The sequence below is a fragment of the Lysobacter ciconiae genome, from assembly GCF_015209725.1.
In the GTDB taxonomy this organism is placed as follows: Bacteria; Pseudomonadota; Gammaproteobacteria; order Xanthomonadales; family Xanthomonadaceae; genus Novilysobacter; species Novilysobacter ciconiae.
Window position 1 is genome coordinate 957,170 of sequence record NZ_CP063656.1, and the last position, 24,640, is coordinate 981,809.

Genomic DNA, 24,640 nt, shown 5'->3' on the forward strand with positions numbered 1-24,640 from the left:
GTTCAACCCGACGCGCGAACCGAACTACTGCGAGACATCCAGGGTCACCACGCCGTTGTCGATCCGGGCCGCACCGATGCGACGCGACACCAGTCGCTGGACCAGATCTTGGTCGAGCCGGTAGATCGGTTCGTCCTCGGCGAATGCCGCCAGCCAGGCATTGATGAGGTCCCGTGACGAGGCGTTGAGTGCGCTGCCCGCATTCTCGATGGCCTCGATTTTCGGATCCTGCAGGTGCAGCCCGAGCGTGTGGCCGTCAAAGCGCAGACCGCTGGAGACCACGATGCGTCCGAGCGGTCGCGCCTGGCTGCTGGCAGCCGTCAGCGCGGTCGCGTCCAGGCTCAAGCGAAGGCGGCTGCTGTCGTAGGGAATCGACAGGCTGGGCTTGTCAAGCCGCAGCGTGACCAGGCCGGCGAGTTTGTCGTATTCCTTCGGAAAGCTCCGGTCCAGCGAGCGCTGCAGTTGCGGCTGGGTAAACGTCACTTGGCTGCCGAGCATGGAGCCAAACGTATTGAGGGTGGAGCAGCCGGCAACCACGATCAGGGCCACGGCAAGGCACACGACAACAACGGCTGTACGCATGAAAACTCCTTCAACGAATACCGGACCGTCAGCCAGTCCTGGGACCGGCAGGGTCGCCGGCGACACGGGTTGCCGGCCTGCTGATCCTAGCGCCTGTCGCGGTGCCATGCGCCTGCCCTGTTGCGCTCGCGCTACCAGTCGATGGTGCCGCTGACGATCGGGCAGACCCGGCCTCCCGACCAGATCTCGCCGTCCTCGTCCACGCGCAGGTGCAGGCGCGCGTCGAATCCCACCTCGCGTCCCTGGCTGGCCACGTAGCGCCCGTCACGAGCGGGCAGGGCATCATTCTCGCGCAGCCAGGCGGCGAGCACGGCATTGGCGGCTCCGGACGCGGCGTCCTCGAACTGGGTGCCGGCGCCGACGAAAGCCCGCACCGCCAGGTCGTGGTCGCCGCCAGTTGCACGGGCGAAGGCCAGCACGCCCATGGAATCCGACCTGGCAGCCAGTTCCGCGATCGCAGCCCAGTCCGGCGTGGCCGACCGCAATCCCGCCTCGCTGGCCAGCTCCGCCACCCACCAGCGCCGCCCGCCGTCCATCAGTGCCGGCGGCAGGCCGCCTACGGGCAAGCCGCGCAGCGCCGCTGCCAGCGTCGTGTCGTCCGCGCGCCCGACCTGGGCCACCCGCGCCGTCGGCGTGCGCACGGCGATGGATCGCTGGCCGTCGTGGTCGTCCACCTGCAGCGGCAACAGGCCCGTCATGCCTTCCTGCACGATGCGGCCGTCAGTCAACCCGGCCATCCCCGCCTGCAGCACCGCATACGCCGTGCCGATGCTGGGGTGACCCGCGAACGGGACCTCGCGGTCGGGGGCGAACATGCGGATGCGGTAATCCGCGCCGGCGGTGACTGGCGCGAACACGAAGGTCGTCTCCGGGCGGTCCGACCAGCGGGCGATCGCCTGCATCGTTGCTGCATCCAGGCCGTCGGTGTCGAGCACCACGGCCAGTGGATTGCCGGCGCCCGGCCGGTCGGCGAACACATCCAGTTGCAGATAGCGGCGCTGGGTCATCGTTGCTGGCGTCCTTTGTTGAACAAGGGCTGGATTGCACGGCCTTGGCTGGGCGCGGCCGGGCAGTGGAGTCTAGTGGGTATGCCGCGGTCCCAGTTTCTTTGCAGCCGCGGTTACGCCGCGCGCGGCAGAGGCGATAGGATGCACATCGTTGTTTTTTCCCTTTCCGGTCGTCGGCTGGAACCAGGAGATCGGATTGGTGGCTGCAAGGCAGAAGTGGCTGGTGCTGAAGTTCGGTGGAACCTCGGTATCCAGGCGTGACCGTTGGGACACGATCGGGCGCATGGCGGTGGAGCGCGGCGCGGCCGAGGGCGCGCGCGTGCTGGTTGTCGTGTCCGCCATGTCCGGGGTAACCAACGAGTTGCAGGCCATCTGCGACGGCGACGATGCGGTGGCGCGGGTGGCCGCGCTGGCCCATCGCCATCGCGTCTTCTGCGAGGAGCTTGCCCTGGATCCGGAACAGGCGCTCGGTCAGCGCCTGGCGGAGCTGGAGGGTCTGCTGCGGGATCCCCGCGCCGCCGGGCGCGCCCTCGCCTGGCAGGCCGAAGTGCTGGCGCAGGGAGAACTGCTGTCTTCGAGCATCGGCGCCGCCTACCTGTGCAGCCAGGGGCTGGATTTTGGCTGGTGCGATGCGCGCGACTGGCTGCAGGCCGGGCACGTGCCCAATCGCACCGAATCGGCATTGCGGCTCTCGGTGCATCCCCGACGCGAGATCGAGCCGGGCTTCAACGACCGCTTCACGCAGCACCCCCGCGCGTTCGTCCTGACCCAGGGCTTCATCGCCCGCCACGACGACGGCGGCACGGCGGTGTTCGGTCGCGGTGGCTCGGACACCTCGGCGGCGTGTTTTGGTGCGCTCCTGGGTGCGGTGCGCGTGGAGATCTGGACCGACGTCCCGGGCATGTTCAGCGCCAATCCGCGCGAGGTGCCCGATGCGCGCCTGCTTACCCGCCTGGACTACGCCGAAGCGCAGGAGATCGCGACGACCGGCGCCAAGGTCCTGCACCCGCGCTCGATCGGACCATGCCGGCGGGCGGGTGTGCCGATGATGATCCTGGATACCTCGCGCCCCGAACTGCCGGGCACGCGGATCGACGCCACGGCCGCCGCCATACCCGGCGTCAAGGCGATCAGTCGCCGCGACGGCGTGGTGCTGGTGTCGATGGAGAGCATCGGCATGTGGCAGCAGGTCGGCTTCCTGGCCGACATCTTCGAGCTGTTCAAACGCCACGGCCTGTCGGTCGACCTGATCGGCTCCTCGGAGACGAACGTCACCATCTCGCTCGACCCGGCCGACAATCTGGTGACCAGCAATGTGCTGGAAGCACTAGCCACCGACCTGGCGAAAGTGTGCCGGGTCAAGGTGATCGCCCCGTGCACCGGCATCACCCTGGTGGGCAGGGGCATGCGCTCGCTTCTGCACCGCCTGTCCGACGTCTGGGCGACTTTCGGACGCGAGCGCGTACACCTGATCTCGCAGTCTTCCAACGACCTCAACCTGACTTTCGTGATCGACGAGGCGGACGCCGACGGCCTGCTGCCGTTGCTGCACGCGGAATTGATCGCCAGTGGAGCAATGCCCGTGATGGATTCCGACGTGTTTGGCCCGAGCTGGCGTGAGATCGAGTACGGTCGCCCGCAGCGACGCGAGCCGTGGTGGATAGGGCAGCGGGAGGACCTGCTGGCCCGCGCCGAAACCGGCACTCCGCGCTATGTCTACCATCTGGAAACGGTTCGTGAGCGGGCCCGCGACATGCTGGCGACGGACGCCGTCGACCGGTGTTTCTTCGCCATCAAGGCGAACCCGCATCCGGCCATCCTGCGCACCGTGACCGACGAGGGGCTGGGCCTGGAATGCGTGTCGCTGGGTGAGCTGGAGCACGTGTTCGCGACTCTGCCGGAACTGCCCGCCTCCCGTGTGCTGTTCACGCCCAGTTTTGCGCCCCGGCGCGAGTACGAGGCGGCGCTGGCGCGGGGCGTGACCGTCACCCTGGACAACATCGAGGCGTTGCAGCGCTGGCCGGAGGTCTTCCGCGGCCGCACGATCTGGCTGCGGCTGGATCTGGGTCGGGGCGACGGGCACCACGAGAAGGTCCGCACCGGCGGCGCCGCGGCCAAGTTCGGCCTGCCACTGGCCCGCTTCGACGCCTTCCTGGCCCATGCGCACGCGCTGGACATCCGCATCAGTGGCCTGCACGCCCACCTGGGCAGCGGGATCGAGGACCCGCGTCATTGGCGCGAGGTGTATGCGCACCTGGCCGGGCTGGCCGACACGGCCGGCGACGTGGACACCATCGACATCGGCGGTGGCATGCCGATTCCGTACACTCCCGACGCGCAGGATTTTGACCTAGCGGTCTGGCGCGCCGGGTTGGATGAGATCAAGGCGGCGTTTCCACGCTACGCGCTGGTGGTGGAGCCCGGACGTTACCTGGTTGCCGAAGCCGGCGTGCTGCTGCTCTCGGTCACCCAGGTGGTCGAGAAGGACGGCGTGCACCGCATCGGCTGCGATGGCGGCATGAACGTGATGATGCGTCCGGCGTTGTACGACGCCTGGCACGGCATCCACAACATCAGCCGGCCCGGCGACACGTCGACGACCGCGTTCGAGATTGTCGGCCCCATCTGCGAGACCGGCGACGTGCTCGGCCGCAAGCGGCTGCTGTCCAGCGCCACGGCGGAGGATGACGTCATCCTGGTCGCCGATACCGGCGCCTACGGCATGACGATGGCCAACACCTACAATCTGCGCGCCCTGCCGGCAGAGGACATCATCGAATGAGCAACTGGACGTTCCAGCGCGATGCGATCGACGCATTCCGATTCGTGCGCTGTGACTTTGACCCAATTACCGGCACTGCGAGGCTGGTGTACGCCTTCGACGACGGTCCGGAGCTGGTGGAGACGATCACCGTCCCCGGTGCCCCGTTCGAGCTGGATGACGCGCGTGCCGCGGCGGTGGAACCGGCGCTCCGGCTGCTGCACCTGGTTGCAGGGGTGAGCTACTACAAGGCTGCTGTGCCGCCGAAAATCCTGATCGACTCGTACGCGATCGATGCAGCCACTGCCGGGTTGATGGAGACCATCTACCTCAACGGGCTGGGCGAGTTCGCCTACCGCAACGGGCTCGATCTACACGACCGGATCCGTTTTCCGGCCGACGCCGAAGATGCAGCGTCGGCGGCAAGCGCAGGCCTGCGCGAGCACGCGCTGGTGGCCATCGGCGGCGGCAAGGACTCGCTGGTCAGCATCGAGGCATTGCGCGCGCTCGGGATCGGGCAGACGGTCACCTGGATCGGTGGTTCACAACTGATCAAGGCCTGCGCCGAGCGCACCGGCCTGCCGACGCTGAATATCGGCCGCGCGCTGGCCCCGCAGCTGTTTGAATTCAACCGCCAGGGCGCGTGGAACGGGCATATTCCGGTGACCGCGGTGAACTCGGCGATTCTGGTGCTGGCCGCGTTGCTGCGCGGCGTCGATCAGGTGGTGTTCTCCAACGAGCGCTCGGCCAGCTACGGCAGCCTGATCCGCAGCGAGGACGGCCAGACCACCACCGAGGTCAACCATCAGTGGTCCAAGGGCTGGGCGTTCGAGTCCGCATTCGGCGACTACGTCGCCCGGCACGTCGCCGCCGATCTGAATTACTACTCCCTGCTGCGTCCACTGAGCGAGCTGGCAGTGGCCCGGCAGTTTGCGCGGATCGACCATTACGACGCCTGGTTTTCCAGCTGCAACCGCAATTTCCACATCCTCGGCGAGCGTCCGGTCAACCGCTGGTGCGGGGTGTGTCCCAAGTGCCATTTCGTGTTCCTCGCGCTGGCGCCGTTCATGCCCAAGGCACGGCTGGTGGGCATCTTCGGCCGCAACCTGCTGGACGATCCGGCGCAGACGGCAGGTTACGACGCGCTGCTGGAGTACCACGACCACAAGCCGTTTGAATGTGTCGGCGAGGGCATCGAGTCGCGTGCCGCGATGGCGGCGCTGGTGGACCGTGCGGAGTGGCGCGAGGACGCGCTGGTAAAGCGCTTCGCCGAGGAGATCCGCCCCCGGCTGGAATCGGCGGACCTCGGGGTTGAGCCGTTGCTGGTGCTCGATGCTCAGCACCGCATCCCGGCGCCCTTGTGGGAACGTCTGCGTGCGCATCTCGCAGCTTGAAGGGCGGCGCGTCGCGCTGTGGGGCTGGGGGCGGGAAGGTAAAGCCGCGTGGCGCGCGGTGCGCTCCCGGTTGCCGACCCTGCCATTGACCCTGTTTTGCACGTCCGATGAAGTCGCGGCTGCCCGCGGTTGCGGTGACATCCTCCTGAATCTCGAGGTCGACGCGTCCGCGGACCGGCTGGCGGCGTTCGACGTCGTCATAAAGTCCCCCGGCATCAGCCCCTACGGGGCAGAAGCGGCCGCGGCAGCCGCGCGCGGCACGCGGTTCATCGGCGGCACCGGCCTGTGGTTTGCAGAGCAGGGCGACGCGGCAGGCATGGCCCGCAACACGGTGTGCATCACCGGGACCAAGGGCAAGAGCACGACGACGGCCTTGCTCGCCCATCTGCTGCGCGCCGCAGGCCGGCGGACCGCACTCGCCGGTAATATCGGCCTGCCGCTGCTGGAGCTCCTGGACGTGGCGCCAGCCGAGGCTCCCAAAAGCTGGGTTATCGAGTTGTCCAGCTACCAGACGGGCGATGTCGCCGCCAGCGGCGTGCGCCCGGATATCGGGGTGGTGCTGAACGTGTTTCCGGAGCACCTGGACTGGCATGGCAGCGAAGCCCGATACGTGGCGGACAAGCTACAGCTGGTCACCGCGGCCCGGCCCCGCGTTGCCGTGCTGAACGCGGCGGACCCGCGGCTTGTGGCCCTGGATCTGCCCGACAGCGAGATCCGCTGGTTCGGCGACGAGTCCGGCTGGCATCTCCGCGGCGACATCCTCTTCGACCGCGACACACGGGTGATGGACACCTCCTCGCTACCGCTACCGGGACGGCACAATCGCGGCAACCTGTGCGCAGCCCTGACCGTGCTGGATGCGATGGGCCTGGATGCGGCGGCTCTGGCGGCACGCGCAAAAGATTTCATTCCGCTGCCGCACCGCCTGCAGACGATCGGTACCCGCGATGGCCTCACCTGGGTCAACGACTCGATCAGCACGACGCCCTACGCAAGCCTGGCGGCATTGGGATGCTTCGCTGAGCGGCCCGTCGCGATCCTGCTGGGTGGTCACGACCGCGGCGTGGACTGGTCGGAGTTTGCCAAAGCGATCACCGACCATGCGCCACGGGTGGTGGTCACGATGGGAGCCAATGGTCCGCGCATCCATGCGCTGCTAAGCCCGCTGACCGCCGATGGCGAATTTGTCCTGCTGCAAGCCGAGGGCCTTGCGGATGCCGTCGGCAAGGCGCGGGCTGCGCTCGATGGTGATGGCGTGCTATTGCTCTCGCCTGGCGCGCCCAGTTTCGGTCCGTATCGCGATTACGTCGCGCGCGGCCGGCATTTCGCCGAGCTGGGCGGATTCGATCCGGACGCGATCAGCGCAATCCCCGGATTGGGAATCGCCTGAGCGCCCGGACTGCATCCAGGACCGCGGGTTGCAAAAACCAGCTCAATGATCGCGGTTGACCGCGTAGTCGGCCAACCCGCGCAGCGCGCCCAGATGGGCGTTGTCGTCCAGCCCTTCCAGCGCAGCCACGGCGCGGGCCGCATAGTCGCGCGCCAGCTGGCGGCTGTAGTCCAGCCCGCGGGTGGCGTTTATCGCGGCCAGCACGACCGGCAGGGCGCCGGCGTCGCCGTCCTGGATCGCTGCGCGCAGCGTCGCCGCGGTGTCCGGGTCGCTATGGCGGATGGCGTGGATCAGCGGCAGCGTGGCCTTGCCTTCGGCGAGGTCGTCACCCAGGTTCTTGCCCAGGGTTTCCGCATCCGAGGCGTAATCGAGCACGTCGTCGGCAATCTGGAAGGCGAAACCGAGGTTCAGGCCGTAATCGTGCAGCTTGTCCTGGGTTGCCTCGTCGACGCCGGCCAGCAGTGCGCCCAGGCGCGTCGCGGCAGCAAACAGCACCGCGGTCTTGCGCTCGATGACCCGGATGTAGGCCGCCTCGTCGGTGTCGGGGTTGCGCACGTGCAGCAGTTGCAGCACTTCGCCCTCCGCGATCCGGTTGGTGGTGTCGGCGAGGATCGTCTGCACATGCATCGACCCCAGCTCGACCATCAGCTGGAAACTGCGCGAATACAGGAAATCGCCGACCAGGACGCTCGCCGCATTGCCCCAGACCGCGTTGGCCGTTCTGCGGCCGCGGCGCAGGTCGGACTCGTCGACCACGTCGTCGTGGAGCAGCGTGGAGGTGTGGATGAATTCCACCACCGCCGCCAGCTGGTGCGCGTCCGGGCCACGGTGGCCGAGCGCTCCCGCGGCGAGCAGCAGCAACATCGGGCGAAGGCGCTTGCCACCCGCGTTGATGATGTATTCGGAGACCTGGTTGATCAGCACGACGTCGGAAGCCAGGCGGCGACGGATCAGGGCGTCGACTGCGGTCATGTCGTCCCGGGCCAGGGCCTGGATCTCATCCAGATCGGGATTCGCTGCTTGAGGGACGGAAACGTGCATGGGTGACCAGACGACGGGGGACCGGCGATTATAGGCATTCGCAGACGGCCGGAAATCCGAGGGTGCCCAAGGGCATGGCCTGACCGTGCCAGCCCGGCGGGTCGGTATACTTGCAAGCCCGTCGCCGCCGGCGACCTCAAAGGACCGCATTCATGGCACGTGGCATCAACAAGGTGATCCTGGTCGGCAATCTCGGCAACGATCCCGACATGAAGTACACCCAGGGCGGCATGGCCATCTGCACCCTCTCGTTGGCGACCACCAGCGTGCGCAAGGACAAGGACGGCCAGCAGATCGAGAAGACCGAATGGCACCGCGTGAAGCTGTTCGGCAAGCTGGGCGAAATCGCCGGCGAGTACCTGAAAAAGGGCCGCCAGGTCTATATCGAAGGCTCAATCCGCTACGACAAGTTCACCGGCCAGGACGGCGTGGAGAAGTACTTCACCGACATCGTCGCCGATGAGATGCAGATGCTGGGCGGCGGCGGTGGCGCCTCGGAAGGCGGTGGACGCGACTTCGACCGCGAGGAGCGGACCTCGCGTCCCGCGCCCCGTCAGGCCGCCGCGCCGCGCCGTGAAGCCACGCCGGCCAAATCGAACGACTTCGGCGACGATTTTGCGGACGACGATATCCCCTTCTAGCAGGCGTCCGCTTTTTTTGAGTGCATCGACTGCAGGGCGTTAGTAGGATGCCACCGCGCTATCGCCGCGTGCGGTCGATAAAGAAGTCTTCCTGATTGCGATTTTTTTGGAGCGTTGCATGCCGACGTGGTTGGTGACCGGCGGAGCCGGTTTTATTGGTGGAAATTTCGTCCTCGATGCAGTCGGTCGCGGCATCAAGGTCGTCAATTTGGACGCCCTGACCTACGCGGGCAATCTGGACACGTTGTCGTCACTGGATGGCGATACGTCCCACGTGTTCGTGCACGGCGACATCGGCGACGCCACTCTGGTGGCCCGCCTGCTGCGCGAGCACCAGCCCGACGCGGTGATCAATTTCGCCGCCGAGAGCCATGTGGATCGCTCCATCGATGGCCCCGCCGAGTTCGTCCAGACCAATGTGGTGGGCACGCTCAACCTGCTGGAGCGGGTCCGCGACTACTGGAAGTCGCGGGACGGCACGCGCGCGGCGGATTTCCGCTTCCTGCACGTCTCCACCGACGAGGTCTACGGCACCCTGGGGGATACGGGGAAGTTCACCGAAACCACGCCGTACGCGCCCAACTCGCCGTACTCCGCTTCCAAGGCGGCGTCCGACCACCTGGTGCGTGCGTTCCACCACACCTACGGCCTGCCGGTACTCACCACCAACTGCTCCAACAACTACGGGCCTTACCAGTTCCCGGAAAAGCTCATCCCGCTGATCATCGCCAAGGCGCTGGCCGGCGAGCCGCTGCCGATCTACGGCGATGGCCTCAACGTGCGCGACTGGCTGTTCGTGTCCGACCACTGCGCGGCGATCCGACGTGTGCTGGAGGCAGGTCGGGTGGGCGAGGTCTATAACGTCGGCGGTGAGGCGGAACGCACCAACATCGTCGTGGTGCAGACGATCTGCCGGCTGCTTGACCAGCGCCGGCCGCTGGCCGACGGCCGCAAGCGCGAATCGCTGATCACCTACGTCCAGGACCGCCCCGGCCATGACCGCCGCTACGCGATCGATGCCAGCAAGCTGCACGGCGAACTGGCCTGGGAGCCGGCGATCACCTTTGATGAGGGCATGGCCCGGACCGTTGACTGGTACCTGGACAACGCGCCGTGGGTGCAGCGGGTGATGGACGGCAGCTACCGGCTCGAGCGCATCGGTGGCGTCGCGTGATGACCACATCGGCGCGCAAGGGCATCATTCTCGCCGGTGGCTCGGGCACGCGCCTGTATCCGGTCACCCAGGCGATCAGCAAGCAGCTGCTGCCGATCTTCGACAAGCCGATGATCTATTACCCGCTCAGCGTATTGATGCTGGCCGGGATTCGGGAGGTGCTGATCATCAACACCCCCCACGAGCAGGCGCTGTTCCAGAACCTGCTCGGTGACGGTTCGCAGTGGGGGATGAAGATCGAGTACGCGGTGCAACCCAGCCCTGACGGACTCGCGCAGGCGTTCCTGATCGGGCGCGATTTCCTCGCCGGCCAGCCCAGCTGCCTGGTGCTGGGCGACAACATCTTCCACGGTCCGGGCCTCACCGCGATGTTGAAGCGCGCCGATGCGCGCCCGCACGGCGCCACGGTGTTCGGCTATTGGGTTCGCGATCCGGAGCGTTACGGGATTGCCGAGTTCGATGCCGACGGCAAGGTCGTCGGTCTGGAGGAAAAGCCCGAGCAGCCGCGCTCGAACTACGCCGTTACCGGCCTGTATTTCTACGACGGTCGCGCCAGCGATTACGCCGCGCAGATAAAGCCCTCGGCGCGCGGTGAACTCGAAATCACCGACCTCAACAAGCGCTATCTTGATGAGGATGCGTTGCACATGGAGCGTCTGGGCCGTGGCTATGCCTGGCTGGACACCGGCACCCACCAGTCCCTGCTGGAGGCGTCGAATTACGTGGAAACCATCGAGGCGAGGCAGGGCCTGCGGGTCTGCTGTCCCGAGGAGATCTCCCTCCACAACGGCTGGATCGACAACGACCAGCTGCGCGCGCTCGCCCAGCCGTTGGTGAAGAACGGCTATGGCGAATACCTCCTGTCGCTGATTGATCGCGGGTACGTGGAATGAAGGTGATTCAGACCGACCTTCCGGGGTGCGTGGTGTTTGAGCCGCGGGTGTTCAGCGACGATCGCGGGACCTTCTTCGAAACCTTCAACCACGGCAAGCTGCGCGAGCATGGGTTGCAGCCGTCCTTCGTGCAGGGCAACACATCCTCATCGCGCAGGAACGTGCTGCGCGGACTCCACTACCAATGGCCGAATCCGCAGGGCAAGTACGTGTCGGTGGTGGAGGGCGAGGTCTGGGACGTCGCCGTCGACATCCGCCGCGGCTCACCCCACTTCGGTCGTTGGACAGCGGTCGTCCTGAGCGGCGACAACAAGCGTCACTTCTGGATCCCCGAAGGCTTCGCCCACGGGTTCGTGACCCTGAGCGAGCAGGCGGTATTCACCTATCTTTGCACTGCCACCTACGATCCCGACGCGGATGCAAGCTTGCGCTGGGACGACCCACGGCTGGCAATCGATTGGCCGGTCGCCTCGCCGGTCCTGTCGCCAAAGGACGCCGGTGCGCCGCTGCTGGAAGACGTCGCCGACGACCGCTTGCCGGTTTTCGCGGACTGATTGCCGTGCGCCTGCTGCTGATCGGGGGCAATGGCCAGGTCGGTCATGAGCTCAGGCGCGCATTGCCGCCGCTGGGTGAGGTGGTCGTTACCAGCCGCGATGGCCGGTTGTCCGACGGCGGTCGGTGCGAGGCGCTGGACCTCGGCCAGCCGGACACCGTCGGGGCACTGATTGAGCGTATTGCGCCCGACGTGGTCGTCAACGCCGCGGCGTACACCGCGGTTGACCGCGCCGAGGACGAGCCGGAGCTGGCCCATCGCGTCAACGCCGAGTCGCCGGCCCGCATCGCGGAGGCCTGCGCGCGCATGGGCGCAAGTCTGGTGCATTACTCCACCGACTATGTCTTCGATGGCCAGGGGCGCCGACCCTACCGGGAGGACGACCCGACCGCTCCGCTGGGCGTCTACGGCGCGAGCAAGCTTGCAGGCGAGCAGGCGATCGAGCGCAGCGGCGCGAAGCATTTGATCCTTCGCACCGCGTGGGTTTACGGACTGCACGGCGGCAATTTCCTGCGCACCATGTTGCGTCTGCCCAGCGAGCGGGACGAATTGCGCGTGGTGGCCGACCAGGTCGGCTCACCGACTCCCGCATGGCTGATCGCCGACGTGACCGCAGCCATGCTGCGGCGGGGCAAGAACACTTCAGGCGTGTTCCATCTCGTGAGCACCGGTCAGACCAGTTGGCATGGATTTGCCGAGGCGATCATGGAGGAAGCCGCTGAGGTCGGTCTGTTGACGCGCAAACCTCGTGTGCTGCCGATCACCACGGCGGAGTTTCCCACGCGCGCCGCCCGGCCGGCCTACTCGGTGCTCGACACCGCGCGCCTGGCAGCGCAATTCGAGCTCGAACTTCCGGACTGGCGGAGCGCGCTCGTCGAGACGCTCCACGCGGAGCCCAGCCAGGCGCGCTGAGCAGCAACACGCCACGCGGTCACGGCTTCTACCTGGAAGCCAATCGCCGTGAGTACTACACCCGCTTGTTGGACTTCCTGTCGCGCCACATCGGTGGTGCGACTGCCAAGTCCGGCTGACACGCGGGAGCGAGCGCCGCGACGACGGGTGGTTCGTTGCGGCGTGGTTGCAATCCGTGACCATCCGCCCGCGTGACCGATCGGATTTTCAGGCTATCCTCGAACGGTTGCGTTTTCCACGGGCCACGCCCTCTTCCCGGAGCCGTTGATGAGTACACCCGCACCTGTACCTGCCCAGGCGCAGCTGACCGTTCGTGCCGTCGTGCTGGCGATCGTCCTGGCGGTGATCCTGGCGGCCGCCAACGCCTACCTTGGGCTGTTCGCCGGCCTGACCATCGCCACCGCAATCCCCGCGGCCGTGGTTTCGATGGGTGTGCTGCGCCTGCTCGGCGGCGGCACCATCCTGGAAAACAACATCGTCCAGACCGGCGCCTCTGCGGGCTCCTCGATCGCCGCGGGCGTGATCTTCACCATCCCGGCGCTGGTGATCATGGGCTACTGGCCGGACTTCAAGTACTGGTGGGTGCTGGGCATCGCCGGCTTGGGTGGCCTGCTGGGCGTCCTGTTCTCGGTACCGCTGCGGCGCTCGATGATCGTCGAGGATCCGCTGCCATTCCCCGAGGGCAAGGCAGCTGCGGAGGTGCTCAAGGCCGGTGACAACCCGGGCCCGGGCATGCGGATCCTTGCAATCTCCGGAGCCATCGGCGCGCTGGTAAAGCTCTCCGCGACCAGTGGCCTGCGCTTGATTCCCGACACCTGGACCCAGTCCACCTATCTGGGCAGCTCCAAGATCACCGCTTTCATCGGCACCAACCTCTCGCCGGCGCTGCTGGGCGTGGGCTACATCGTCGGCCTGAACGTCGGCATCGTCGTGCTGTCGGGCGCGGTTCTTTCCTGGCACATCGCCATCCCGCTGTATCAGGCGTTCTTTATGAACACCGACCCGGCGCTGGCGGCATCGTTGACCAACGCGTCCTCGGCCGACGCGGCGTTCGCGATCTGGGGTGCCAAGATCCGTTACCTGGGGGTCGGCGCGATGCTGATCGGTGGTATCTGGACGCTGTTTTCGCTGCGCAAGTCGCTGCTCAACGGCGTCAAGAGCGGGTTCGCCGCCGCCCGCAAGAGCACCGGGCCGGCGCTGGCGGAAACCGAGCGCGACCTGCCGATGAAGTGGATGCTGATCGCGCTGGTGCTGTTCACGCTGCCGCTGCTGGCGCTGTACCAGATGATCGTCGGCCAGTGGCTGGTGAGTATCCCGATGACGATCATCATGATCGTCGCCGGCTTCCTGTTCGTGTCGGTGTCGGCGTACCTGGCCGGGCTGATCGGTTCGTCCAACAATCCGGTGTCGGGCATCACCATCTCGACGATCCTGTTTGCCTCGGCCGTGCTCGTGTTGCTGCTGGGCGAGAGCGGGCTGGCACCGGTCGGCGTGGGCGGCGCGCCCCTGGGTGCGGTGGCGGCGATCATGATCGGTGCGGTGGTGTGCTGCGCCGCGGCGGTGGGCGGGGACAACCTGCAGGACCTGAAAGCCGGTTACATCGTGGGTGCGACGCCGTGGAAGCAGCAGCTGATGCTGGGCATCGGCGCGTTCTCGTGCGCCCTGATCATGGCGCCGGTGCTCAACCTGCTGGCCACGGCCTATGGCATCGGCGAGCCGACGCTGGAACACCCCAACGCGCTGGCAGCCCCGCAGGCCAACCTGATGGCTTCCGTCGCCCGCGGCATGTTCGGCGGCGACCTGCCGTGGACGATGATCGGCCTTGGCGTGGCCGTGGGCGCGGCAATCATCGCCGTCGACGAATGGCTGAAGGCCCGCGGTGCGCGCTTCCGCGTGCCGGTGCTGGCCGCCGCGATCGGCATCTACCTGCCGCTGGAGCTGATGGTGCCGATCTTCCTCGGCGGCCTGCTGTCCTACGCGGTGGAGCGCTTCCACAAGGTCGATCCGGACGATCATGACGGCCGCGACCGCGTGCACCGGCCCGGTGTGCTGTTCGCCGCGGGGCTGATCACCGGCGAGGCCTTGATGGGCATCGCGATCGCCGTGCCGATCGTGGTGTCGGCGCGCGCCGACGTGCTTGCGCTTGCCGTCCAGGTTCCGGCGGCGCAATGGATCGGCCTGCTCGTGCTGGCGTTCGTAGGCTGGTACCTCTACCGCACCGGCGTCCGCGCCCCCGTCTCCACCAGCTGACTGCTCGCGCCTCACGCGTCGCCGCCGAGGGTCGCGGCGTTTCAGAACACAACAGGAGTTGTCCATGCGTATTGTCCCCGCCGCCCTGCCGCTGTTGCTGGCACTGGTATTGCCAGGCGCTGCGTTTGCCGCCGACGTGGCCGATCGTGGCCTGCAGCCCCGCGACCTGGCGACGCTTGACCGGTTTTCCTCGCCCATCCTCTCGCCCGATGGCAGCCGGGTGGTGTTCGCGCGAAGCGTCACCGACTACGACGCAAACAAGGCGTCCACGTCCCTGTGGGTACGCAACCTGTTGACCCGCGACCTGCGGCCGCCGTCACGCCTGACACCGGAGGGCTGGAACGTCAACTCCCCGGTGTTCGCGCCCGACGGCAAGAGCGTGTACTTCCTCAGCTCCAAGTCCGGCACCTCGCAGCTGTATGCGATCGGCGCCGAGGGCGGCAAGCCGCGACAGCTCAGCAACGTGCCGCTCGACGTGGGGAGCTTCCAGATCTCTCCCGATGGCCGGCGCGTCGCCTTCAGCGTCGAGGCGTTCGTTGATTGCGGCAGCGATCTGGCCTGCACCAGGAAGCGCGTCGACGAGCGCGAAGCGAGCCCGGAGACCGGCACCGTCTATGACCGCATGTTCGTGCGTCATTGGGACACCTGGAGCGACGGGCGCCTGAACCGCGTTTTCGTCGCCGATCTTCCGACCGGTCGCGGGACCGTCACAACGGCCACCGCGATCGCCGGCGACGTCATCGGCAATGTGCCCTCCCGGCCGTTCGGCGACAGTGGCGATTACACCTGGGCGCCGGATGGCGAGTCGCTGGTGCTGAGCGTGCGCAAGGCCGATCGCACCGAGCCGTGGTCCACCAACTTCGACCTTTACCAGGTCAGCGCCGACGGCAGCGGTGCAGCACGCAACCTGACCGCCGACAACCCGGCCACCGACTCGGGCCCGGTATTCAACGCCGACGGCAGCAAGCTGTTCTACCGCGCGATGAAGCGGCCCGGCTTCGAGGCGGACCGTTACGCGGTGATGGAGCTGGACATGGCAAGCGGGCAGCGCCGCGAGATCGCGCCCAAGTGGGACCGGTCGGCCGACAGCATCGCGGTGTCGGCCGATGGCGACACGCTGTATGTCACCGCCCAGGACGTGGGCGAGCATCCGCTGTTTGCGCTGGACGTCGCCGATGGGAACGTGACCCGCATCGCAGCCGACGGCAGCATCGGGTCGGTCCAGGTCGCTGGCGACACCCTGGCCTTCACCCGCAACAGCCTGACCAGCGGCAACCAGGTCTTCACCGGCAGCACCGACGGCAGCTTCGAGCGGGCGATCACCCCGGATGCCGGCGAGATGCTGCCGTGGGTGAAATTCGGCGACTTCGAGCAGTTCAGCTTTCCCGGCTGGAACCGCGAAACGGTCCACGGCTACGTGCTCAAGCCGTGGAACTACCAGGAGGGCAAGCAGTACCCGGTCGCGTTTCTGATCCACGGGGGTCCGCAGGGCAGTTTCGGCAACAGCTGGAGCACGCGCTGGAACCCGCAGACGTACGCGGGGCAGGGCTACGCGGTCGTCATGATCGACTTCCACGGATCCACCGGCTACGGCCAGGCCTTTACCGACGCGATCAGCCAGCACTGGGGTGACCGGCCGCTGGAAGACCTGCAGAAGGGCTGGAAGGCGGCGCAGCAGAAATACCCGTTTCTGGACGGTGCCAATGCCTGTGCACTGGGCGCCAGCTACGGCGGTTACATGGTCAACTGGATCGCCGGCAACTGGCACACGCCCGCGTCGGGTGCCTGGAAGTGCCTGGTCAACCACGACGGCGTGTTCGACACCCGCATGATGGGCTTCGTCACCGAGGAGCTGTGGTTCACCGAGTGGGAAAACGGCGGCAGCCCGTGGGACAAGGGCGCGAGCCATGAGAAGTTCAACCCCAGCCGCCACGTCGACAAGTGGCGGGTGCCGATGCTGGTCGTGCACGGACAGCAGGACTTCCGCATTCCGGTCAGCCAGGGCCTTGGTGCGTTCACCGCGCTGCAGCGGCGCGGGATCGAGTCCAAGTTCCTGTACTTCCCCGACGAGAACCACTGGGTGCTCAAGCCGCACAACTCGGTGCAGTGGCATGACACCGTCAATGGCTGGCTGAAAACGCACCTGGCCCCGTAAGCGCGACGCCTGACGGCCGCGGCGCCCGTTGTCGCGGCCGGGTTTCTTGATGCCCGCAATTTCTCCGGAGTTCCACCATGCCTGATGCAAGCGCCGCGCTGATCACCGACGACGCCGTCGTCCTGGGGCTGCTTGCGGTCACGTTGGGGGCCGTGTTCTGGACCGCCTCGCGTCCGAGCGGGTTCTGGAAGAAGTTCTACAACATCGTGCCGGCGCTGCTGGTCTGCTACCTGGTGCCGGCGCTCTACAACAGCTTCGGCCTCATCGACGGCGCGGCTTCGGGCCTGTACCCGATGGCGCGCGATTACCTGTTGCCCAGCGCGCTGGTGCTGTTCTGCGTTGCGATGGACATCGGCGCGATCCTGCGGCTGGGGCCCAAGGCCGTGATCATGTTCCTGACCGGCACCGCCGGTGTGGTCATAGGGGCGTGGGTCTCGTTCTGGGCGATGGGTTTGATCCATCCGGAGACTGTCGCCGGGGAAACCTGGCGCGGCATGACGACCGTGGCCGGCAGCTGGATCGGCGGCGGTGCCAACCAGGCGGCGATGAAGGAGGTCTTCGAGGTCGAGCCGACCCTGTTTGGCCAGTTCATCGCGATCGATGTGATCGTGGCCAACCTCTGGCTCGCGGTCCTGCTGTTCCTCGCCCCGCGCGCGGACGCATTCGACCGCTGGGTCAACGCCGATACCTCCGCGATCGAAAGCCTGAAGCAGCAGATCGCCAGCTACCAGGCCGAGCACGCCCGCATTCCGAACATGGCGGACTTCATGCTGATCTTCGCGATCGCGCTGGGCATCACCGGTTTGTCGCACTTCCTGGCCGCGCCACTGGTGGACTGGGTGCGTTCGCTGCCGCTGGATTGGCGGCTGCAGGACTACAGCCTGGATTCGCGCTTCTTCTGGATCGTCGTGTTCGCCACGACCTTCGGCGTGCTGCTCAGCTTCACCCGCGCCCGCCAGCTGGAGGGTGCAGGCGCGTCCACGATCGGGTCCGTGTTCCTGTACGTCCTGATCGCGACCATCGGCATGCAGATGGACCTGAAGGCGCTCGCCGACCGGCCCACGCTGCTCGCGCTGGGCGTGATGTGGATCGCCGTGCATGCCGTGCTCCTGATCGGCGTGGCCAAGCTGATCCGAGCGCCGCTGTTCTTCCTGGCGGTCGGTTCGCAGGCCAATATCGGCGGTGCGGCCTCGGCGCCGGTGGTGGCCAGCGCGTTCCATCCGTCACTGGCGCCGGTTGGCGTCTTGCTGGCAGTGGTCGGGTATGCGCTGGGCACGTATTTCGCCTACATCACCGGCATCGGCCTGCAATTCATGGCCGGCTGATCAGGCTGGTGGGTCGCGCTTGCTGAGTGCGCCCGGTTGAGCCGTCCGGCTACAGCCAGCCGGAGCGCTTGAACGCGCGATACAGGGAAAACACGCCCGCGGCGACCAGCACCGCGAGCAGGGGATAGCTCAAGCGTCCATGCAGCTCCGGCATGACGTCGAAGTTCATGCCGTACCAGCCGGTCACCAGGGTGGGGACGGCGAGCAACGCCGCCCATGCACCCATGCGCTTGACCACCTCGCCCTGGCGCACCGTGACCAGCGCGAGGTTGACGTTGACCGCGGCGGTCAGCATTTCGCGCAGGGTGTCGGTGTTCTCGTTGATGCGGACCGCGTGGTCCAGCACGTCGCGGAAATACAGGCGCATCTCCTCGTCGATCAGGTCGGCGCGCGGGCGGGCGAGGTGGGACAACACGTCCTGCAGCGGCGCCACCGCCAAGCGCAGGCGGGTCAGTTCGCGCTTGAGGTCGTAGAGCTTCTGCACCGTCTTCTTGTCGAACTCATCGGCGAAGATGTCGGCTTCCAGCGCATTGAGCGCGTTGCCGAACTCGTCCACGATCGGCAGCAGGCGGTCCACGACCATGTCCAGCACCACATACAGCGCGGCGGAGGGGCCGTGCCTGAGCAGGTCGGGCTCGCGCTCCATCCGGGCGCGGGCGTCGCCGTAACTGCTGGACGCCCCGTGGCGGACCGTCATCAGGTAGCGCGGGCCGACGAACAGATGGGTCTCGCCGAAGTTGAGCGCCCCCTCGATGTTCTGCGCGGTGTGCAGCGCAATGAACAGGGAATTGCCGTAGGTCTCGATCTTGGGTCGCTGGTGCGCATTGCCGGCGTCTTCGATCGCCAGGTCGTGCAGGCCGAACTCCTTCTGCAGCTTGTTCAGCACGCGGCCGTCCGGCTCATACAGGCCAACCCAGACGAAGCTCCCGTCGTCGACCGCCAGTGCATCGCTGATCGAATCCAGGTCAATGTCGGTCCGGACACCGTCGGCCGAGTAGACCGCGCAGCTCATCACGCTGCGGGGGAGGGCGATGTAGGGCGCGGCAGCGGGGGTTTCGGACATCGGCAGGGCCTTCCGGTCAACGGGTCCGCAGGCCAAGCATCAGCCCGAGGTGGAGGGGCAGCACCAGCACGATCCAGTGAAGATTCTGCTGGGGCAGCGACTGCAGCCAGTGCGTGAACAGACCGATCGTCGCCAGCACCGGCATGGCCCGCAGCAGTATGTCGAACCAGCGACCGGGTGCGCGCCCGCGTGTCAGGCGCCAGCCCCCCGGCAGCAGCGCCCATGCCAGCGGACTCATCAGCAGGAGGTTGTAGTTGGCCCATCCAAAGCGGTGCGCGGTGGCGAACCATATGAAGAGCATCAAAGCGCCTATGACGCCCGAGAGCGCCCAGAACGGCAGGGCAAGGCCGGCAACCGCGCGCGGTGCCACGCGCCCGGCCCAAGCGAGCGCGCCCCCGACGATCACGCCGGCCAGCAGCCACAGCCACCAACGCCGCGGGGTCTCCGCCGGCTCCGGATCCAACCGGTGCGGCAGCAGTTCCCGTTCTTCGGCCACCAGCGGTACGCCGTCCGCGCCGTGCGCGTCGCGCAGCGAGGCGGCCAGGCGCATCGGTACGAACGCATCGCCCCAGTTCGACAATGGCTGGTCGGCGGCCGGGCCAAGGCCGAGGTCAAAGCCCAGCCACATCGGCAAATCCGGCGACGCCAGGCGGGTCGCCTCGCTGCGGAAGGTGTCCCCGCGCGATCCGCCCATCTGCCGTGCAAGCCCGCCGTCGAGCGCCCGGTCCAGCGCATCGCGGACCCGGGTCGAGCAGTTGTCGAGAAAGTAGTCGTAGCGGTAGTGGGAGTTCTCGGGCCGAGCATTCTCGGCCAGGGCCGCTGCCAACTCGGCAGCATCCGCCGGGGGCAGGTTGAGCCACTGCAGGCTGACGCCGCGGCCCACGTCGCGGTAGTAGGCGAGATCGTCCTGCAGCGGCAGGGCGACGAGCTGGTAGCGCATGTCTCCGCGGATGAAGCGGGCGATGAAGTCCGGCTCGGTCGGGTCGAAATAGCCGAAGTTGTAGGAAATCGCCGTGCGTTTCGCCGGGTCATCCACCAGGATCGCGTTGTGGCCGAAGCGCTCGAAGAAGATCTCCCCGGGCTGCATCGTCACCACGCCGATCCGCGGGGCCGCAGCGACGGTGAACCCGCACAGCAGCAGCGCCACCAGCAGCAACAGACGCGGCACGAGGTCGGCGGGAGCCGCCAGGAGTGCGAGCCAGCGCGAGGGCGGCGCGCCCGCCTCAGGCATCGCCGAGAACGCTGACGTGGAAGGTGTGCACCCGGCGCGCATCGGCGCTGGCGACCCGGAACACGAAGCGTCCCAGCATCAGCTCCTCGCCCGCTTCGGGCAGGTGGCCGATCGCGGCGATCACCAGCCCGCCGATGGTATCGTATTCGTCATCGTCGAAATCGGCACCGAAGTGGTCGTTGAAATCCTCGATCGGCGCCAGCGCGTCGACGATGAAGTGCCCGTCGGCCTGGGCGGATATCAGCGCGTCGGGATCCTCGGCTTCGTCGTGCTCGTCGTCGATGTCGCCGACGATCTGCTCCAGCACGTCCTCGATGGTCAGCAGGCCGGCCACGCCGCCGTGCTCGTCGATGACGATAGCCATGTGGTTGCGCGACTGGCGGAACTCGCGCAGCAGGATGTTCAGGCGTTTGGACTCGGGAATCAGCACCGCCGGCCGGACCAGTGCGTGCAGGCTGGGCACGCCGTTGTCGGCGACCACGCCCTGCAGCAGGTCCTTGGCCAGCAGGATGCCGGTGATCTGGTCCTTGTCCTCGCCGTGCACGGGGAAGCGCGAATGGCCCGATTCAACCACCTGCTCGACCAGCGTCTGGAAGGGCATGTCGGCCGGCAGCATCACCATCTGCGAGCGCGGAATCATGACATCGCCCACGCTGAGGTCGGAGATCGCGATCGCGCCCTCCATCATCGTCAGGGTGTCGGCTTCAATCAGCCCGTCGGACTGGCAGTCGCGAAGCAGCTCGACCAGATCCTCGCGTGAGGTGGGCTCGCCGGACAACGCGGAACTGATGCGCTCGAACCAGGACCGGCGCTTGTCGTTGCGGTCCGGCAGCTCGTGCGCGGAGGCAGGGGTGGAAGTACTACTGTCGTCCTCGGACATTGCTCGCATTCGGGATACGCCCGGGGGATGGACGTCAGCGCGAGTCTAGCGCATGCCATGGTCGCGGCCGCGTCATCGCGCCGGCTATTCGCCGGTGAGATAGGGGTCGGCAATGTCCAGCGTGGCGAGGATTTCGCGCTCCAGTTGCTCCATGCACTCGGCCTCGCGCTCGTCCTCGTGGTCCCAGCCCAGCAGGTGCAGGATGCCGTGCACGGTCAGGTGGGCGTAGTGGGCGTTGACCCGCTTGTTCTGCTCGGCCGCCTCGCGGGCGACCACGGGGGCGCAGATCACCAGGTCCCCCAGCAACGGCAGGGTCACCCCGTTGGGCAGGTCGGCGGGAAAGCTGAGCACGTTGGTCGGGTGGTCCTTGCCCCGGTAATGGCGGTTGAGCGCCAGACCCTCGCGGTCGTCCACCAGGCGGATGGCCAGGTCGGCCTCGCGGATGCGGCCGTCCAGCGCGGCGGCCGCCCATCGCCGGAAGCTCTGCGGGGACGGGATGCCCCGGCGCGGCAGTCCGTAACTGACGGAGACCTCGAGAATGGTAGGGCCCAGTGTCATCGCCATGGACTCGGGTTCAGGGTCGGGTTCAGGGGATGCCCGCGTCGCCGGCTTCGCGCGCGTCGCGGGCCTCGTAGGCATTCACGATGCGGGCGACCAGCGGATGGCGGACGACGTCGTGCGACTCGAAGAACGTGAAACTCACCTCGTCCACCTCGCGCAGCACGTCCACAGCATCCTTCAAACCGGACTTCACGTGCTTGGGCAGGTCGTTCTGGGTCAGGTCGCCGGTGACCACCGCGGTGCTGCCGTAGCCGATCCGGGTCAGGAACATCTTCATCTGCTCGATGGTGGTGTTCTGTGCCTCGTCAAGAATCACATACGCATCGTTGAGCGTGCGCCCGCGCATGTAGGCCAGCGGGGCGATCTCGATGACGTTGCGCTCCAGCAGCTTGAGCACCTTCTCCACGCCGAGCATTTCGTACAGCGCGTCGTAGAGCGGGCGCAGGTACGGATCGACCTTCTGCGACAGGTCGCCAGGCAGGAAGCCCAGCTTCTCGCCGGCCTCGACCGCCGGCCGCACCAGCACCAGTCGCTGCACGCGTGACTCGTTCAAGGCCTCCACCGCGCTGGCGACGGCCAGGAACGTCTTGCCGGTGCCGGCCGGGCCGATGCCGAAGTTGATGTCGTTTGTCGCGATGGCGTGCAGGTATTTCTGCTGGTTGGGCCCGCGGCCGCGGATCGTGCCGCGCTTGACGCGGATCACCACTTCCTGCGGCTCCACGTCGGCATCGGCGACCTGCGATGCGTCCGAGCCCGACAGGGCCAGATGGATGGCGTGCTCGTCGAGCGTGTCGTCGCCGGCCTCGCGCCAGAGCTCGCGCAGCACCTTCTCGGCCGTGCGCACGGCGGCCTTGGCCCCGGTCAGGCGGAAGATGTTGCCGCGATTGGCGATCTCCACGCCGGTGCGCAGTTCGATCATGCGCAGGTGGCCGTCGAAAGGCCCGGCCAGATTGGCCAGCCGCTCGATCCCGGGAGGGTCGAGCGCAAACTCGGAAACGGTGGATGGCGCCATGGGGTCAAGGTCCTGCGTGGCACGTCAGCTTGCACCCGCGGTCGGGTTTTCGCAAAGTGTCCGGATTCATCCAGCGAGGGGCAGGGCATGCGGGCGATCCACGCGATCCAGGGGAAATTGTTGGTCGCCGCCATGGCGGCCTGCGCGCTGCCATGGACGGCGGTCGATGCGGCGCATTCGCGCGCCGCTCCGGCCGATATCACCGTGCTGGTCGCACGCCGGATCCACACCATGGATGTCGCCCGCCCGCGCGCGCAGGCCATGGCGTTCGATGGTGACGGCCGGATCCTCGCCCTGGGCACCCGCGACGCCGTGCAGGCACAGTTTCCAGCTGCCGCGTTGCTGGATGTGGGACCGACCACGGTCGTGCCGGGCCTTATCGACGCCCACGGCCACGTGGCCGGACTCGGCCTGAACGCGATGCGCGCCGATCTTGCAGGGACCACCAGCAAGGATGAGGCGGTGCGGAGGTTGCGCGATTTCGCCGCCGACCTGCCGCACGGCACCTGGCTGCTGGGACGCGGCTGGGACCAGAACCGCTGGGCCGGGAAGCAGTTCCCCTCGGCCGGCGATCTGGACGCGGTGTTCCCCGACCGGCCGGTCTGGCTGCGCCGGGTGGACGGCCATGCCGCCTGGGCCAACAGCGCGGCGCTGGCGCTGGTCGAGCGCGACCTGAGCGGCGACTGGCAGCCCGATGGCGGCAGGATCGAGCGCGATGCCCAGGGCCGTCCCACCGGAATCTTCATCGACGAGGCGATGACGCTGATCGACGCCCTCGTGCCCGAGCTTGAGGACGAAGTGGCGTCGCAGGCGCTCGCGCTGGGCATGCAAGCCGCCGTCGCGCACGGCTTGACCGGTGTGCACGATGCGGGCGTGTCGTTGTCTACGCTGAAGCATTACCAGCAACTGGCCGACCGCGGCGAGATGCCGATGCGCGTCTATGCCATGGCCGATGGCGACGGCGAGGCACTGGACGCACTCTGCCGCGGCGGCCTCTATCAACACCCCGGCGGTCGCCTGCAGATGCGTGCCGTCAAGGTCTTCGCCGACGGCGCCCTCGGCAGTCGCGGCGCGGCCTTGCTGGCGGACTACAGCGACGACCCGGGCAACCGCGGACTGATGCTGGCATCGGAGCAGCAGCTGGCGAGGGTCACAGCCAAGGCCCGGCGCTGCAACGTGCAGGTCGCTACCCATGCGATCGGCGACCGCGGCAACCGCGCGGTGCTGGATGCCTACGCCGGCGCCCTCGGCAACAAGCTCGGATCGGACCACCGCTGGCGGATCGAGCATGCGCAGGTCCTGGCGGGGACGGACCTGCCGCGACTGGGGGCGATGGGGGTAATCGCATCGATGCAGCCCACCCACGCGACCAGCGACATGGCCTGGGCCGGGGACCGTCTGGGACCGGAGCGGATCGAGCATGCCTACGCCTGGCGCGAATTACGCGACAGTGGCGCGCGCCTGGCACTGGGCTCGGATTTCCCGGTGGAGTCGGTGGATCCGCGCCTGGGTCTGTACAGCGCCACGACCCGCGCCGACGCCGAGGGCATGCCGGCCGGTGGCTGGCAGCCGGAGGAGAATCTGACCGCCTTCGAGGCGCTACGTGGATTCACCCTGGACGCGGCCTATGCCAGTTTCGACGAGGACGAGATCGGCAGCCTGGAAGTCGGCAAGCGCGCCGACTTCGTCGTGCTGGCGCAGGATCCGTTGCAGATCGATCCGCGACAGTTGCGCGAGCTGACGGTGCTGGGAACCTACGTCGACGGCGAGGCCGTCTACATCGGCAAGGTCGACTGAATCGCCGCGACTGTTCAA

Annotated in this window: 20 protein-coding genes; 12 read left to right on the forward strand and 8 right to left on the reverse strand. The window is 67.3% G+C overall.

All coding sequences use genetic code 11. The features are described 5' to 3' along the window. Positions 1-24: 24 nt before the first annotated feature. On the reverse strand, positions 25-582 hold the full coding sequence (locus INQ41_RS04395; RefSeq protein WP_193986549.1) for a DUF1439 domain-containing protein: 558 nt from the start codon (positions 580-582) through the stop codon (positions 25-27). A gap of 131 nt (positions 583-713) precedes the next feature. Beyond that, on the reverse strand, positions 714-1,589 hold the full coding sequence (locus INQ41_RS04400) for a PhzF family phenazine biosynthesis protein (protein ID WP_193986551.1): 876 nt from the start codon (positions 1,587-1,589) through the stop codon (positions 714-716). 190 nt (positions 1,590-1,779) lie between these two features. Between INQ41_RS04400 and INQ41_RS04405 the strand changes: the two genes are divergently transcribed. Genes INQ41_RS04405 through murD form a run of 3 tightly spaced genes read left to right on the forward strand, consistent with a single transcriptional unit; the run spans position 1,780 to position 7,134 of the window. After that, complete coding sequence (locus INQ41_RS04405; protein ID WP_193987213.1) at positions 1,780-4,371, forward strand: bifunctional aspartate kinase/diaminopimelate decarboxylase; 2,592 nt, start codon at positions 1,780-1,782, stop codon at positions 4,369-4,371. Continuing rightward, on the forward strand, positions 4,368-5,744 hold the full coding sequence (gene murL / locus INQ41_RS04410) for a UDP-N-acetyl-alpha-D-muramoyl-L-alanyl-L-glutamate epimerase (RefSeq protein WP_193986553.1): 1,377 nt from the start codon (positions 4,368-4,370) through the stop codon (positions 5,742-5,744). The genes INQ41_RS04405 and murL overlap by 4 nt, the downstream gene beginning before the upstream one ends. Further along, entirely contained in the window at positions 5,725-7,134 is a 1,410-nt protein-coding gene (gene murD / locus INQ41_RS04415) for a UDP-N-acetylmuramoyl-L-alanine--D-glutamate ligase (RefSeq protein WP_193987214.1), read from the forward strand. Before murL ends, murD begins: the two co-directional genes overlap by 20 nt. Before the next feature lie 42 nt (positions 7,135-7,176). On the opposite strand, the gene INQ41_RS04420 is transcribed toward murD, so the two are convergent. Next, a complete protein-coding gene (locus INQ41_RS04420) occupies positions 7,177-8,175 on the reverse strand; it encodes a polyprenyl synthetase family protein (RefSeq protein ID WP_228076701.1) in 999 nt (332 codons plus the stop codon). Positions 8,176-8,327: 152 nt separating this feature from the next. Here INQ41_RS04420 and ssb point away from each other — a divergent pair, with 152 nt between their 5' ends. From ssb to INQ41_RS04455, 8 genes are all read left to right on the forward strand, one after another. Continuing rightward, positions 8,328-8,816, forward strand: a complete 489-nt coding sequence (gene ssb / locus INQ41_RS04425) for a single-stranded DNA-binding protein (RefSeq protein ID WP_193986557.1) — start codon at positions 8,328-8,330, stop codon at positions 8,814-8,816. Positions 8,817-8,934: 118 nt separating this feature from the next. Next, a complete protein-coding gene (gene rfbB / locus INQ41_RS04430) occupies positions 8,935-9,990 on the forward strand; it encodes a dTDP-glucose 4,6-dehydratase (protein WP_193986559.1) in 1,056 nt (351 codons plus the stop codon). Further along, positions 9,990-10,883 (forward strand): glucose-1-phosphate thymidylyltransferase RfbA, encoded by an 894-nt coding sequence (gene rfbA, locus INQ41_RS04435; RefSeq protein ID WP_193986561.1) that lies wholly within the window; start codon positions 9,990-9,992, stop codon positions 10,881-10,883. The genes rfbB and rfbA overlap by 1 nt, the downstream gene beginning before the upstream one ends. After that, complete coding sequence (gene rfbC, locus INQ41_RS13215; RefSeq protein WP_228076703.1) at positions 10,880-11,437, forward strand: dTDP-4-dehydrorhamnose 3,5-epimerase; 558 nt, start codon at positions 10,880-10,882, stop codon at positions 11,435-11,437. Before rfbA ends, rfbC begins: the two co-directional genes overlap by 4 nt. A gap of 5 nt (positions 11,438-11,442) precedes the next feature. Beyond that, the gene (gene rfbD, locus INQ41_RS04440) at positions 11,443-12,348 is read left to right on the forward strand and encodes a dTDP-4-dehydrorhamnose reductase (RefSeq protein ID WP_248285355.1); all 906 of its coding nucleotides are present in this window, start codon (positions 11,443-11,445) and stop codon (positions 12,346-12,348) included. Positions 12,349-12,615: 267 nt separating this feature from the next. Then, positions 12,616-14,598, forward strand: a complete 1,983-nt coding sequence (locus INQ41_RS04445; RefSeq protein ID WP_193986565.1) for an OPT family oligopeptide transporter — start codon at positions 12,616-12,618, stop codon at positions 14,596-14,598. Between the two features lie 64 nt (positions 14,599-14,662). Next, on the forward strand, positions 14,663-16,753 hold the full coding sequence (locus tag INQ41_RS04450; RefSeq protein ID WP_193986566.1) for a S9 family peptidase: 2,091 nt from the start codon (positions 14,663-14,665) through the stop codon (positions 16,751-16,753). Positions 16,754-16,830: 77 nt separating this feature from the next. Continuing rightward, complete coding sequence (locus tag INQ41_RS04455; protein WP_193986568.1) at positions 16,831-18,078, forward strand: DUF819 family protein; 1,248 nt, start codon at positions 16,831-16,833, stop codon at positions 18,076-18,078. 49 nt (positions 18,079-18,127) lie between these two features. On the opposite strand, the gene corA is transcribed toward INQ41_RS04455, so the two are convergent. From corA to INQ41_RS04480, 5 genes are all read right to left on the reverse strand, one after another. Continuing rightward, entirely contained in the window at positions 18,128-19,141 is a 1,014-nt protein-coding gene (gene corA, locus INQ41_RS04460; protein ID WP_193986570.1) for a magnesium/cobalt transporter CorA, read from the reverse strand. Between the two features lie 16 nt (positions 19,142-19,157). Further along, positions 19,158-20,372, reverse strand: coding sequence for a lipoprotein N-acyltransferase Lnb domain-containing protein (locus INQ41_RS04465; RefSeq protein WP_193986572.1), 1,215 nt, complete (start codon positions 20,370-20,372; stop codon positions 19,158-19,160). After that, entirely contained in the window at positions 20,365-21,252 is an 888-nt protein-coding gene (locus tag INQ41_RS04470; RefSeq protein ID WP_193986577.1) for an HlyC/CorC family transporter, read from the reverse strand. The genes INQ41_RS04465 and INQ41_RS04470 overlap by 8 nt, the downstream gene beginning before the upstream one ends. Before the next feature lie 84 nt (positions 21,253-21,336). Continuing rightward, positions 21,337-21,810, reverse strand: coding sequence for an rRNA maturation RNase YbeY (gene ybeY, locus INQ41_RS04475; protein WP_193986578.1), 474 nt, complete (start codon positions 21,808-21,810; stop codon positions 21,337-21,339). Positions 21,811-21,838: 28 nt separating this feature from the next. Continuing rightward, positions 21,839-22,825, reverse strand: coding sequence for a PhoH family protein (locus INQ41_RS04480; RefSeq protein ID WP_193986579.1), 987 nt, complete (start codon positions 22,823-22,825; stop codon positions 21,839-21,841). 87 nt (positions 22,826-22,912) lie between these two features. On the opposite strand from INQ41_RS04480, the gene INQ41_RS04485 reads away from it, so the two are divergent. Beyond that, positions 22,913-24,622 carry an amidohydrolase gene (locus INQ41_RS04485; protein ID WP_193986580.1) on the forward strand — a complete coding sequence of 570 codons (1,710 nt, stop codon included), beginning with the start codon at positions 22,913-22,915 and terminating at the stop codon, positions 24,620-24,622. Positions 24,623-24,640: the final 18 nt, after the last annotated feature.